This window comes from Agromyces seonyuensis, from assembly GCF_009789225.1.
Lineage (GTDB): Bacteria > Actinomycetota > Actinomycetes > Actinomycetales > Microbacteriaceae > Agromyces > Agromyces seonyuensis.
In genome coordinates this window covers 17,081-30,275 of sequence record NZ_WSTA01000003.1, presented here as the reverse complement: position 1 = coordinate 30,275, position 13,195 = coordinate 17,081, and the positions used below count along the sequence as shown (strand labels likewise).

Annotated in this window: 12 protein-coding genes; 5 read left to right on the top strand and 7 right to left on the bottom strand. The window is 72.0% G+C overall.

Going from position 1 to position 13,195, the window contains the following annotated elements:
* Position 1: 1 nt before the first annotated feature.
* The 3 genes from GB864_RS01270 to GB864_RS01260 form a co-directional block, all read right to left on the bottom strand.
* The gene (locus tag GB864_RS01270; RefSeq protein WP_236778802.1) at positions 2-598 is read right to left on the bottom strand and encodes a GIY-YIG nuclease family protein; all 597 of its coding nucleotides are present in this window, start codon (positions 596-598) and stop codon (positions 2-4) included.
* A gap of 66 nt (positions 599-664) precedes the next feature.
* The gene (locus GB864_RS01265) at positions 665-1,645 is read right to left on the bottom strand and encodes a cation diffusion facilitator family transporter (protein WP_160422472.1); all 981 of its coding nucleotides are present in this window, start codon (positions 1,643-1,645) and stop codon (positions 665-667) included.
* Positions 1,646-1,727: 82 nt separating this feature from the next.
* A complete protein-coding gene (locus GB864_RS01260; protein ID WP_160422471.1) occupies positions 1,728-2,888 on the bottom strand; it encodes an SLC13 family permease in 1,161 nt (386 codons plus the stop codon).
* 152 nt (positions 2,889-3,040) lie between these two features.
* Here GB864_RS01260 and GB864_RS01255 point away from each other — a divergent pair, with 152 nt between their 5' ends.
* Positions 3,041-3,616, top strand: coding sequence for an NADPH-dependent F420 reductase (locus GB864_RS01255; RefSeq protein WP_160422470.1), 576 nt, complete (start codon positions 3,041-3,043; stop codon positions 3,614-3,616).
* Positions 3,617-3,770: 154 nt separating this feature from the next.
* Complete coding sequence (locus GB864_RS01250) at positions 3,771-4,349, top strand: dienelactone hydrolase family protein (RefSeq protein WP_160422469.1); 579 nt, start codon at positions 3,771-3,773, stop codon at positions 4,347-4,349.
* 99 nt (positions 4,350-4,448) lie between these two features.
* Here the strand turns inward: GB864_RS01250 and GB864_RS01245 are convergent, their stop codons facing one another.
* Entirely contained in the window at positions 4,449-6,719 is a 2,271-nt protein-coding gene (locus GB864_RS01245; RefSeq protein ID WP_202106906.1) for a hypothetical protein, read from the bottom strand.
* 324 nt (positions 6,720-7,043) lie between these two features.
* Between GB864_RS01245 and GB864_RS01240 the strand changes: the two genes are divergently transcribed.
* Positions 7,044-7,709, top strand: a complete 666-nt coding sequence (locus tag GB864_RS01240) for a DUF305 domain-containing protein (protein WP_160422468.1) — start codon at positions 7,044-7,046, stop codon at positions 7,707-7,709.
* A 159-nt stretch (positions 7,710-7,868) separates the two neighbouring features.
* Here the strand turns inward: GB864_RS01240 and GB864_RS01235 are convergent, their stop codons facing one another.
* Positions 7,869-8,330: a hypothetical protein gene (locus tag GB864_RS01235; RefSeq protein WP_160422467.1), complete on the bottom strand. Its 462-nt coding sequence runs from the start codon at positions 8,328-8,330 to the stop codon at positions 7,869-7,871.
* A 289-nt stretch (positions 8,331-8,619) separates the two neighbouring features.
* Between GB864_RS01235 and GB864_RS01230 the strand changes: the two genes are divergently transcribed.
* A complete protein-coding gene (locus tag GB864_RS01230) occupies positions 8,620-8,925 on the top strand; it encodes a hypothetical protein (RefSeq protein WP_160422466.1) in 306 nt (101 codons plus the stop codon).
* 295 nt (positions 8,926-9,220) lie between these two features.
* Here GB864_RS01230 and GB864_RS01225 read toward each other — a convergent pair whose 3' ends face one another.
* Positions 9,221-10,087: a carbohydrate kinase family protein gene (locus GB864_RS01225; protein WP_160422465.1), complete on the bottom strand. Its 867-nt coding sequence runs from the start codon at positions 10,085-10,087 to the stop codon at positions 9,221-9,223.
* A gap of 67 nt (positions 10,088-10,154) precedes the next feature.
* Between GB864_RS01225 and GB864_RS01220 the strand changes: the two genes are divergently transcribed.
* Positions 10,155-11,216 (top strand): EamA family transporter, encoded by a 1,062-nt coding sequence (locus tag GB864_RS01220; protein ID WP_160422464.1) that lies wholly within the window; start codon positions 10,155-10,157, stop codon positions 11,214-11,216.
* Here GB864_RS01220 and GB864_RS18865 read toward each other — a convergent pair.
* Positions 11,213-13,192 carry a glycosyl hydrolase gene (locus GB864_RS18865; protein WP_160422463.1) on the bottom strand — a complete coding sequence of 660 codons (1,980 nt, stop codon included), beginning with the start codon at positions 13,190-13,192 and terminating at the stop codon, positions 11,213-11,215. The genes GB864_RS01220 and GB864_RS18865 overlap by 4 nt on opposite strands.
* Positions 13,193-13,195 lie beyond the last annotated feature (3 nt).

Here is a 13,195-nt window from a genome sequence, read left to right as displayed (position 1 = left end):
TTCAGGATGCGTCGCGCGCGCGGCGCCGGCTCACCCAGCGGCCGTACTCGACCCACGGGTCGTCGACGCCGAGCCGGAGGTCGGCGATGTGCGCGAGCAGCGGCTCGCCGCGGGCGAACCACTCGCCCCCGCGGAGCCGGAGTTCGCCGAACTGGGCATGCCGGCGCTGCTCGAGCGTGCGGCCGCCCGGCTCGAAGGCGAGCACCTCGTCGTGGGGGAGCGCGGCGATGCGCCGGCGCGGGTTGCCGCTCGTGCCGATCTTGATCTCGTCGCGGAAGCCGAGGTAGTAGACGACCTCGAGGGTCGGGCGGGCGACGAACGCGTCGGGCTGCTCGCCGTGCCGCCACTCGCACTCCGCGCAGACCCAGCCGCTCGGGTAGCGCACCCCCACCCGGCAGCCGCACGCCGCGCACGGCGCGGGCAGCAGGTCGCGCGCGCCGACCTCGCCCTCGACGTGCTCGTGCACGGCGAGCTGGTGGGCGACGCAGAGCGGGAAGGGCGACTCGGACGGGACGGGCCTCGGGCAGGCGGCACCGGATGCCTCGGGCACGGCGCACTGCCGCCGCGAGGCATCCTCGTCGTCGCCGGTGCCCGCCATGCGCCGACCGTACCGCCGTCCGCCGACAGGGGCCCGCCGTCCCGTCCGCCGGAGTGGGCGGCACGCTCAGAGCTGCGGCACCACCGGGTCGCCGGGGTGCACCGAGGGCTCGTCGGGCGCCGAGAGCGTCAGCACCGCGAGTCCGACGTGCGGGTTCGCGGCGATCTCCTGCTCGAGACGTCGGAGCGTGTACGCGACATCGTCCTCGGGCGCATTGCCCGCGAGGTCGACTGCCGCGACGACCGAGACGGTCCCGGGACCGAGGTACTGGATGCGGAGCGAGGTGACGCGCTCGATCCCCTCGTTGGCGAGGAGGCCGGCCAGGACGGCATCCCGGGTGGGCAGGTCGACGGATTCGCCGAGGAGGAAGTCGCGATTGCGGGCGATGAGGATGATCGCGACGACGCCGAGCAGCACGCCGACGAGGATCGAGCCGATCGCGTCGGGCACGGGGGAACCGGTCGCCTGGTGCAGCCCGACCCCGGCGCCGGCGATGAGGAGGCCGATGAGCGCCGCGGCATCCTCGGCGAAGACGGCGCGCAGCGTCGGGTCGGAGTGGTGCAGCACCCGGGCGAGCGTCGAGACGCCGCGCGCCCGCGCACTCCGCCGCGTCTGCAGGTAGGCGCGGGTGAACGAGACGCCCTCGAGCACGAACGAGATCGCGAGCACGACGTACGCGATGACGTAGTCGCTCGCGGGCTCGGGATCGAGGAGCTCCGTGATGCCGTGGGTGATCGACACGGCGGCGCCGACGGCGAAGAGGCCGAATGCGGCGAACATCGACCAGATGTAGGCGTCCTTGCCGTAGCCGAGCGGGCGCCGGGCGTCGGCGGGCTTGCGCGAGCGGCGCTCCGCGACGAGCAGGAGCACCTCGTTGCCGGAGTCGGCCCACGAGTGCGCGGACTCCGCGACCATCGACGCCGAGCCGGTCAGCATCGCCGCGATCGTCTTGGCGATCGCGATGAGGACGTTGGCCACGAGCGCGACGAGCACCGTGAGCAGGCTCTCGGACGAGCCGCCTGCTGTCGTCGTGCGTTCGTCGGTCATCGCGCCCCCGCTCGGTTCCCCTCCGGGGAGTCTTCCACTCGACGGGCGCGCGGCGACACCCCGTCGCACCGGCCGACGGGCCTCAGGTGCCGTGCACGAGCCAGAGGGCGAGCGTCGCCGCGCCGACGACGAGCGGCGCGGCGAGCAGGCTGAGGCCGAGGTAGCGCCGCCAGCTCAACTCGACGCCGAGCGCGGTGAGCCGGCCGTGCCACAGCAGGATCGCGAGGGACGCCCACGGCGTCACGATCGCGCCGGCGTTGACGCCGATGAGCAGGGCGATGAGCCGGACGGGATCGTCGGCGAAGGGCTCGAGGGCGAGGTAGGCCGGGAGGTTGTCGATCGCGTTGGCCGCGAGGGCGCCCGTGCCGGCGACCCGCAGCAGGTCGCCGAGCCCGGTGCCGGTGCCGACGAGGTCGTCGAGCCAGCGGGTGAGCCCCGCCGCGTGGGCGGCGGCCATGGCGAGGAACAGGCCCGACGCGAACACGAGGATCGGCCAGGGCACGAGGTTCCACCGGAGCACGGCCGGCCGCCGGAAGGCGAACGCGACGACGAGGACGACCGCCGCCACGGCGGCCGGGATCCAGACCTCGATGCCGGAGACGAGCGCGGGCAGCAGCGCGCCGACCGTGACGGCCGCGATCAGGAAGAGGGTGCGGTCCTCGACGGGGCTCGGCGGGTCGGGCGTGTAGCGCTGGAGGATCTGGCGCGGGCGGGTCGCGAAGACGATGACCACGGTGACGAGGATCGCCGCGACGGCGGGCGCCCAGGTGAGCGCTGCGAACGCACCGGGTCCGGGATCGCCGAGCCGATGGGCGGCGAGCAGGTTCGTGAGGTTGGAGACCGGCAGGAGCAGCGAACCGGTGTTCGCGATCCAGACGGTCGTGAGGGCGAAGGGGATGGGCGAGATGCGCACGTGCTGAGCGAGCACGACGACGACCGGCGTGAGCAGCACCGCCGCGGTGTCGAGCGAGAGGAACACCGTCGCGGCGACGGCGAGCAGCACGACGAGCAGCCAGAGCGCGAGGCCGCGGCCCCGGCCGAGGATCGCCAGCCGCTCGGCGATGGCCTGGAAGAGACCGGCCTCGGCGGCGAGCTCGGCCACGACGGTGATCGCGAGGACGAACGCGAGGATCGGGCCGACGCGCTCGACGAGCTCGGCGACGTCCTCGACCCCGAGGATGCCCGCGGCGACGGCGACGCCGCCGAGCAGCAGGAGGGCCGCGCCCACGATCGCCGTCTTCACCGGGCGAGGGTATCCCGCCGGGAGGTCCGGACGAATTCCGGTGCTGCGGGAATAGTTGTCGCGGCAAGTGAGTTGGACCAGGCAGCAACGCACGTTGCGGGCAAGCGATCGGCGGCCGATTCGGGGCCGGCGATCCGACGAAAGGAACTCGGATGACCGACGTCACCATCTTCGGCAAGGGCAACATGGGCACGGCCATCGGCGCCGTCTTCGCGGAGGCCGGCGCCGACGTCGACTACCGCGGCAGCACCGACGCGGTGCAGCCCGTCACGGGCGAGATCGTCGTGCTCGCGGTGCCGCACCCCGCGGTCGAGGGCATCCTCGCGAACTACGGCGAGGCGTTCGCCGGCAAGACCGTCGTCGACATCACCAACCCGCTCGACTTCGAGACGTTCGACTCGCTCGTCGTGCCGGCCGACTCCTCGAAGGCCGCCGAGCTCGCCGCGGCGCTGCCCGAGTCGAACGTGCTCAAGGCGTTCAACACGAACTTCGCCGCGACCCTCGGCGCCAAGCAGGTCGGCGGCCAGCCGACGACCGTGCTCGTCGCGGGCGACGACGCCGAGGCCAAGGCGGCCCTCATCGCCCTCGTGCAGGGCGGCGGCCTCGCGGCGAAGGACGCGGGCTCGCTCAAGCGCGCCCGCGAGCTCGAGGCCGTCGGCTTCCTGCAGCTCACCCTCGCCGTCACCGAGCAGGTCGGCTGGACCGGCGGGTTCGCCGTCGCCGCCTGACGCGGCTCCTCGGCATCCATCCCTCGGGCGGGCGCGCGACCCGAACGCGCCCGCCCGCACGCTCGCACACCTCCTCGCCACTGTGCAAGGGGGTGACCGCGCCGCTGCGTCCGTGACACCATCGCTCCACCGACATCCTCGGAGGGGAGACGCCATGGCGGAGATCGTCCTGTTCCATCACGCGCTCGGCGCGACGGCGGGCATCCGCTCGCTCGCCGCGCAGTTCGAAGCTGCGGGCCATCGCGTGCACGTCCCCGATCTGTTCGAGGGGCGCACCTTCCCCTCGATCGAGGAGGGCGTCTCGTACGCCGGCGAGGTCGGATTCGGCGCGATCCTCGAGCGCGGCCGGGCCGCCGTCGAGGGCCTGCCCGACGAGCTCGCGTACGTCGGCTGCTCCCTCGGCGTGCTGCCGGCGCAGCTGCTCGCGCAGACGCGGCCGGGCGCGACCGGGGCGATCTTCCTGTACTCGTGCGTGCCGCCCGAGGAGTTCGGCGGCGAGTGGCCGGCCGACGTGCCCGTGCAGATCCACGGCATGGCGAACGACCCCTACTTCGCCGACGAGGGCGACCTCGACGCCGCACGCGAGCTCGTCTCCGCTGCACCGCGCGGCGAACTGTTCGTCTACGACGGCGACCAGCACTACTTCGCCGACCCGGAGCTCCCGTCCTATCGCCCGGTCGCCGCCGAGCAGGTCATGGCGAGGATGCTCGAGATGCTCCGGTCGATCCCCTGACGACCGAGCCGTTCGACACGGCGCGGGCTGCCCGAGCACGAGAAACGCCGCCGGGGGAGCGGATGACCCGCACCCCCGGCGGCGCCGGGATCACTCGATTCAGACGGCCGGGGCCGTCACGGTGAACGTGAGCGTCGACGTGTTGCCGGCGACGTCGTACACGACCAGGGTGTTCGCACCCAGGACCGCGCCGAAGACGCCCGGCTTGACGAAGTTCACGTCGGACCACGCGTTGTTCGAGAGGTCCTTGACCACGCCGTTGAGCTCGACCTTGTCGATCTTGCCCGCGTCGTAGAGCTTGAAGCTCACGAGCGAGTAGGAGCCGTCGGCTCCGACCGTCTCGGTCGCACCCGTCTTGACGGTCACGGTGGGAGCCGTGGTGTCGATGACGACGGTGTACTCCTTGGTGGCCGACACGTTGCCGGCCGTGTCCGAGGAGTTGTAGCGCACCTGGTAGGTGCCCTCGGGCAGCGTCACGGTCGCCGAGTGCGTCGCCGAGGCGGCGCCGTTGGCGGCGGTCTGCGTGCTCTTGACGAGCTTGCCGTTCTGGTAGATGTTCGCGACGACCCGCTCGAGGCCGATCTCGTCGGTCGCGTCCACCTGGACGGTGAGCTGCTTGAACGGACCCGCGGTCGTCGGCGCGACGAGCGTCGAGACCGGCTTGATCGAGTCGACGTGCACCGTCGCGGCGAACGCCGTCAGCGCCTCGCCGGCCTTGCCGCCGGCCGCGGCGGCCGAAGCCTGGAACGCGGCGATGGCGGCACGGGCCTGCTTCGGGTCGGAGACGAGCGACTTGCCGAGCTCGAACTGCGTGCGGGCGGTGGCGAGCGCCTCGCCCGACAGCTCGCCGGAGCGCTCCGCCTGGTCGAGGTACGCGCCGGCCAGGGCGAGGGATGCCTCGTGCGAGAACTCCTTCTGACCCTGCACGTTGACCTCGGCGAACGAGATCTCCTTCGCGGCGGCGATCTCGTCGGCGCTCAGGAACTCGCTCGGCACGAGGCCGAGCGCGTCGAAGCCGCGGCCGATCTCGTTGCCGTAGACGTAGCCGTTGTACCAGTACGTCGACCAGTAGCCGCCCGTGACGAGGCGGGTCGCGTCGTTCGGACCGCGGTCGAAGAACGCGATCTCGACCGGGTTGGCGCTGTCGGTGAAGTCGAACACCGAGAGGCCGCCCTGGTACCAGGCCTGCACCATGATGTCGCGGCCGGGCACCGGGATGAGCGAGCCGTTGTGGGCGACGCAGTTCTCCTGGGCCGTCTGCGGCGCGGGCATCTTGTAGTAGCTCGCGAACTGGAGCTTGCCGTCGACGATGTCGAAGATGGCGTTCGCGCCCCAGTTCAGCGGGTCGACGTCGCGGCAGCGAGCGGCCGAGCCGCCGCCCCACTCGTCGGTGAAGACGACCTTGGTGCCGTCGTTGTTGAACGTCGCGGAGTGCCAGTAGGCGAACCGCGGGTCGGTCACGGCGTCGAGGCGCTTCGGGTTCACCGGGTCGCTGATGTCGATCAGGATGCCGTTGCCCTCGCAGGCGCCGGCGGCGAGACCGATCTCGGGGTACGCGGTGATGTCGTGGCACGCGTCGGTGGCCGACGTGGTCTGCAGACCCTCGCCGTGGCTGCCGCCCGGCCAGAGACCGGCGACCGAACCCGTGGCGGAGTCGGCGAACAGGCGGGCCTCGTTCACGATCGCGGCCGCGGCCGGGTTCGCGCGCGGGACCTTGATGACCTCGACCTGGAAGCGCGCCGAGTCGAGCGGCGTGCCGTCGGGGCCGAGCTGCGACTCGAGCGTGTTGCCGGCCGGGTTGACGCAGCCGCCCTCGACCGTCGTGGTCGTGGTGCGGACGCCGCCCGTGCCGGAGACGTAGACGTACACGTTCTCCGTGTCGTCCGGGTCCTCGACCACGGTGTGCGTGTGCGAGCCGCGGCACGTCTGGACGGCAGCGACCTGCACGGGCGCGAGGATGTTCGAGATGTCGAACACGCGCACGCCGCGGAAGTACTGCGGGTCGGTCGCGCTCGTCGGTGCGACGGTGCCGCAGTCGAGGCGGCCCGGGGACGACTCGACCGACATGAACAGCAGGTTGCCGGCGACGGAGACGTCACCCTGCCCGCCGGGGCAGACGAAGGTGCCGGCGAGCGTCGGCGCTTCCTGCTCGGCGATGTCGTAGATCTGGAACCCGTAGTAGTTGCCGGCGATCGCGTAGTCGCCGGTGAAGGCGAGGTCCGAGTTCGTGGTGAACGGGGCGGTCTTCTGCTGCGCGGACAGGAGCGCGATGTTCTCGGCTGCCTGACCGGCGTCGTGCAGGCCGGCGGTGAGGCCGACGCGGGGATCGGCTTCCTCGTCGGCGGCCGCGGCGGGTGCCGCGGCGGTCATCAGGGAGACCGCGAGTGCGGCCGATCCGATGACGGCGAAAGCCCGCGCTTTCTGAGCGCGGGTCGTCGTTCTGGTTCTCATACGGAAGGTTGTGCCCTTCTTCTCGTTGCGGGACAGCGATTGCAGTGCCCGTGCCGCGCGCTCTGCGCGGTCCGCAACCAGGGGACATGGCCGGGGAACACGTGTCGCGCGCGGCACGTTGCCCTGAACCTATGGGTTGGCTAGGCAGTTCCGATAGGGTCTGTGTGAATTTCTGGTTACACGTGTCGCGACGCCGGGACTCGTGACGGACCATTGAGCCACCCCGAACGAGAGGCTCCACCCATGGCAACACCCGCGCGCCTCGTCGCAGCGAGCGCGGTCGCCGCGCTCGCGTTCGCCCTCGTCGGCTGCACCCCCGGGGTCGAGGAGGCGCTGCCGATGCCGACGACGCCGGTCGTGCAGCTCGGTGCGCCGGGGCAGCCGAACCGCACCCTCTCGCCCGAGGAGGTGGCGGCGCTCGACTCGCCGGAGAAGACCGAGGCCGACGTGACGTTCGTGCGGCACATGCTCGAGCACCACGCCCAGGCGATCGTCATGATCGGCTACGTCGAGGATCGCTCCGACGACGACGACATCCGACTGCTCGCCGAGCGCATGCGACTGTCCCAGGAGGCGGAGTCCGATCAGTTCGCCGCCTGGTTGCAGGACAACGGCGAGCTGCTGCGCGACCCCGACGCGGAGCACGCGCACACGGCGGCGGCGCCGATGCCCGGGATGCTCACCGATGCGGAGCTCGCCGAACTGGAGGCCGCCGAGGGCGACGGGTTCGACCGTCTATTCCTGACCTCCATGACCAAGCACCACGAGGGCGCGATCGTCATGGTGGAGGAGTTGCGCGCGGCCGGCGGCGGCAACGAGGTCGACATCGACACGATCGCGAAGCACATCGAGGCCGATCAGCAGATCGAGATCACGCGCATGCAGACCATGCTCGCCGAGCGCTCGTAGGCAGGCCGGACGCCGGTGCTCCGTGCGGTCGGGGCGGATCCGACCCGGATGCCGCGCCAGTGCCCGTACCGGCCCGAGACCCCCTCGACGAGGTTGCCGAGCGTTCCCTCGCCAGGCCGAGGGAGGCGGGCTCGATGTCCCACCTCCCCCGGTGCACTCCTACTTGTCGCTCATGGACTTCCAGCTGAGTGCGGTGACGATCACGACCGTCGCCGTCAGCACTTCAGCGGACGCCGTGAAGCAGTACAAGATGAACCCCGCAACGCCGATGGCACTCGCAGCCAAGGACCGAGGTCGCTTGGTGAGCGGGTTCGCACGGCGATCCTTCATGTCGACGATGCGAACGCCGACCACGATCGTCGAGCGGGTCCGGCCGGCGGGCATCTTCGCTCCGATGTAGCGGTTCGGATCGTCGTCACCGGGAGGCTCCTGCGGGGGCGCGGACTCGATCGAGGTGGGGGCGGTCTCAGACACGGGGTCGAAGATCGGAACTGCACCCGTTTCGGGATGCGGCTCGGCGGGGGCGTGGGACATTTCGCTCCTTCGGTCGTTCGAACACGGAATGGCACAGCGGCGAAACTCGCAGATCAGCCGCGATTCCACCAGCACCGTCTCGAACACGCAGTGCACCCCCTTCCCCGAGACCTGCTAAACGCCGAAGATACCTCGCCCTACGCCAGCCGCACAAGAGTGCATTGCTCCTCCAGCAAGCGAAATCCACGCGTTCAGGACTTGAATTCTGCACATTTGCCTCGACCCGGGGCACGTGGTCCTTGCGGAGTGCTTTGTTTTTGCGTACTTTGACCGTAATCCATTGACCCAGAGGTCTCCCAAGGCCTCTGAGGCAGCGATCCCGCTGGGGAGGGTCGCTCGACTCAGGGTCACCGATCGCCTTACGGAGGCGCACAAATTGCCCACTCACAAGAATGAAGTCGGCGCTTCGAGCAGCTTGCCCGGCGTAGACCGGAAGGATGTCACGAAGTCCGGCTGGGAAACCGGAACTGCCGAGACTCTGCCCAGTCGATACACGATCCAACTCGGCCCTCGCTTCTCCAAGATCGTCCAGGAGACGGCCGAAGCTCGCGGTGTCAGCGCGGTGGAAGTGTTCCGGAGAGCGCTCGCAATGATGGACGCGATCGACTCCGAACTCCAGAACGGCCACGATATCCACGCAGTTTCGAGCGAGGGCTTCGCGACCAAGCTGGTGTTCCTCTAGGCCGGTCCTGACGCATTTTGGAAGAGGCGGTGCTCCCGGCACCGCCTCTTCCAGCATTCGAGACCGGGCATCCTCGATCAGCCGCCAGGAAGTCGAGATCCTCCGTTCGTGCGCTGATCGACGGGTCGGGCTGGGCGCGCGACCGATCTGCTCTCAGGCCCATCGCACCGGGGCTTCCCGAGGCGCTGCGCGGCACCGCGATGCCCGCCGACAGGGCAGAACGCAGGCACGACTACGAGCGCGGGCTCGCCGCAGCCTTCACGGGTGCAGAACTGACCTCGCAGCACCGGGCGGCTCACGGCGCCCGGTCGAGCACCGGGTGCAGGTTGCGCGTCGTGAGCGCGAGCGCCGCGTCCGCCGACGCGGCGGCGAGGCAGTCCTCGAGCGCGGCACCCGCGAGGTGCGCATCAAGGAAACCGGCGACGAACGCGTCGCCCGCGCCGTTCGTGTCGACGACGTCGACCGGCACGGCGGCGACCCGGTGCCGGACGCCCGGCTCGTCGGCGGTCACCGCGACGGCTCCCTCGGCGCCGAGCGTGCACACCGCGATCCGGATGCCTCGCGCGACGAGCGAATCGAGCAGCGCGTCGGGACGGCCGCCGACGCCGTCGGCGTTGCAGAACGCGACGTCGGCCGCGGCGATGAACGGCTCGTGGAACGGGTTCTCCCCGTCGTAATCGTGGAGGTCGGTCCAGACCGGGATGCCGCGCTCCGCGGCAGCGGGCAGCAGCGACGCTCCGAGCCCCGAGAGGTCGAGCACGGCGACGCGCGCCGCCTCGAGCGCCTCGAGCACGCCGGCCGGCGGCTCGGCCGCGACGGGCGTCGGCGTCGCGAGGAAGAGCGAGACCCGTTCGCCCGCGGGCGTCATGAGGTTGCAGTGCTGCTCGGTCACGTCGGCCCCGGCGGCGAGCAGCGGCACCCGGGCGCCCTCGAGCGCGGCGGCGACCCGCCGACCGGGCTCGTCGTCGCCGAGCAGGGCGTGCAGGGCGACGCGGCGACCGAGGGCCGTGAGGCCGAGTGCCTTGCCCGCCGAGGTGCCGCCGACGGCGTCGAACCAACCGGTGGCGAACTGCATGTGCGGGCGCGGCTCGGGCAGCCGGTCGAGCTCGATCATGCGGTTCCACGTCGCGGGGCCGGCGATGAGGACCTCAGGAGCATCCATGCGAGAACTGTAAGCGCTTGCACGCCACGGCGTCGAGCGCGCTCGCCCGGCGACATAGGGTGATCCGGTGCACCACGAACAGAACCGCCGCCGCCGCGCCGCCGGCGCCGCGACCCAGATCGGCACCGAGGTGAGCATCAACCTCGGCTCCGCGCTGTCGGGCATCGTGACGCCGCTCGTCGGCGCGCCCGTCGTGGTGGTCGCCCGGCAGCTCGTGATGCTCGCCGCCGTGCTGCCCGTCTTCCGTCCGGCGCGGGAGCGTCTCACCTGGAAGCGCCTCGCGCCGGCGATCTGGCTGGGCGTCGTGCTCGCCGTCATGAACCTGACGTTCTACATCTCCGTCGCCCGACTCGGCCTCGGCGTCGCCGCGACGATCGAGTTCCTCGGCCCGCTCGCGCTCGCCCTGCTCACGAGCCGGCGCCTGCTCGACGTGATCTGCGCGGTCGCCGCGGGCGCTGGCGTCTTCCTGCTCACCGGCCTCGACGGCACGGCCGACGTCCTCGGCATCCTGCTCGCCCTCACCGCCGCGGGGGCCTGGGCCGCCTACATCGTGCTGACCCGAACCGTCGCCCACGGACTGCCGGGCCTCGAGGGCGTGACGATCGCGAGCATCGTGAGCCTCGTTCTGCTGCTGCCCTTCGCGATCGCGGGCTTCGACGCCGGCGCCTTCGACTGGGGCATCGTCGGACTGCTGCTGCTCATCGGCGTCCTCTCGTCGGCCGTGCCGTACTCGCTCGACACCTACATCCTGCGGCGCATCGACACCCGCCTCTACGCGATCATCACGAGCTTCGGCCCGGTCATCGCCGCGTTCTTCGGCGTGCTCGTGCTCGGCGAGCACCTCGCCTGGCTCGAGTGGATCGCCATCGTCGTCGTCTGCGCGGCCGCGGGCACGGCGATCGCCACGCAGCGCGACGTGCCCGTCGTCGAGTCCTCGGCCGCCGAGGCCGCTGCCGCCGACGCGATCGTGCACGAGTACGGCCTCGAGGCGGGCGCCGATGAAGGGGTGCCCGATGAGCGGGTGCCCGATGCGCCGGCGGAAGCGGATGCGGCCGGGGAGCCGGGCGCCGAGCCCGACGCGGGCGGCGGCCCCGGCTCGCGTCCCGACTCCGCCGACGGCCCGCGCTAACCCGCTGCGGCCGCCGCCAGGAACGCCGCGAGGTAGGCGCGCGAGTCGCCGTCGTCGATCGCCTCGTCGGGCAGATCGCGCGCTGTCGCGACCGGATCGTCGGGCACGTCGCCCGCGAGCGCCGCGTACATGAGCAGGTAGTCGCCGAAGGCGCCGTCGGTCGGGATGCCCGCGAGCGACGCGCGGATGACCTCGGGATCGTCCGGCAGCGCGCCGGGTGCCACGGGACTCATCGGGATGAGCTGGATGGCGAGGATCGCGGCGGGGTCGTCGCTGAACCAGGTGGCCCAGTCCCGTTTGCCGCCCCACGTCAGGGACACGACGGGATGGGCGTAGCCGTCGGCGAGGGAGGCCGGGTCGGGCGCGGTCCAGAGCGCCCGCGCCGACGCGGCCTCCGCGGCGAGCAGCCAATCGCCCCGCGCCTGCTGGCCCGCGTCGCCCGTGAGCCCGCCCCAGCGCGAGATCGCGTACCAGGCGTTCGCCGCCTCGGAGGTCGACTCCTGGTTGTTGCCGTCGGCGAAGGGCGAGAAGCCGGACGCCCACGAGTGGCCCCAGTAGGGGTCGAAGACGCGCGTCTCGGGGAAGGCCTCCCCGTCCGCGCCGGCGATGTCGGCGATGAGCGTGTCGACCATCGGGTCGTAGCGGTCCGCGAGCGCGGGGTCGCCCTCGACCGCGAGCGCCGCGGCGGCGATGAGGTAGCCCCAGTGGAAGTGGTGGTCGTTGAACTCCTCGGAGCCGAACGAGGACGGGAGTCCGACGACGCCGTGCAGTTCGGGGTCGTAGACGAAGCAGCGCTCCCGGCGCTCCGCGCACCCCTCGGGATCGAGCCACTCGTCGAGGCCGGCGACGAGGGGCTCGGCGAACCGCTCCGCGAGGTCGTCGCGGCCGAGTTCCCTCGCGAGCGCGGCCGACTGGCCGAGTCGGTGCAGGGCCTTCGCGCCGAAGTAGGTGTCGGCGGGGATGGGCTCGTCGGCGGTCCCGGCGTCGGCTTCGAGCAGGCCGACGATGCCCGCGCGGGTGGCGTCGTCGACGCCGGAGAGGTCGAGGCCCGCCGGCGTCGCGGTGCGCGGCACCGACAGCTCGAGGGTCGAAGCGGCGCAGAGTGCTGCCTCGCCGAAGATCGTCGCGTACATGCCGAGGACCTCGCCGCATCCGTCGACGGATGCCTCGTCGCCGAGCGGCGGCGCCACGAGCAGCGTCGGGGTGCCGTAGTCGAGCACGGTCGTCACCCGGTCCTCCTCGACCTCGGACGACACGTCGACGCCCGCGACGGGCTCGCCGAGGGCGTCGGCCAGCGCCTCGAACGAGGCATCCTCGGGCACGGCGACGAGCTGCGCGCTCGAACCGGCCGGCAGCTCGAGCGTCCCGCCGTCGAGGCTGTCCGCGGGCGCCGCGAGTCCGTACGCGGCACCGGAGGCGGTCGTCGTCGTCCAGCGGCCCTCGCCGGCCGCCTCCCAAGCGGAACCCTCCGGGTCGAGCACGAGCGAGGCATCCGCGGAACCCGCCGTCAGCGCGACGACCGGCAGCCCCTCGGCGAGCGTGACCCGCAGTGCGTCGTCGCCGTCGCCGCCCTCCACCGCCACCGTCACCGACACCGGGTCGGCGGCGACGACCACGGGGTCGAACGAGCCGCCGGCGGCCGGGCCGACGAGCACATCGGCGGCGAAGGGACCGATGATCGCGTTCGCGCTCGCCGTCACGTTCGGCAGGCCGACGGCGATTCCGGCGGCGTCGACCCGGGCCGCGAGCGGGAACGGATAGACCGATTGCGGCTCCTGCCCGAACACGAGCCCCGAGTACCAGCGGTTCGTGGGCGGCACGACCCCCTCGGCGACCCGCATGACCGGGGTCTCGGCGACGGACTCCTGGGGCAGCGCCGCAGCGAGCTCGGCCTCGCGGGCCGCTTCGGCGCCCTGGGCCGACGTGTCCGGCGAGCTGCCCGCCCCGTCGGTGCATGCCGCTGCGAGGGCGATCACGGC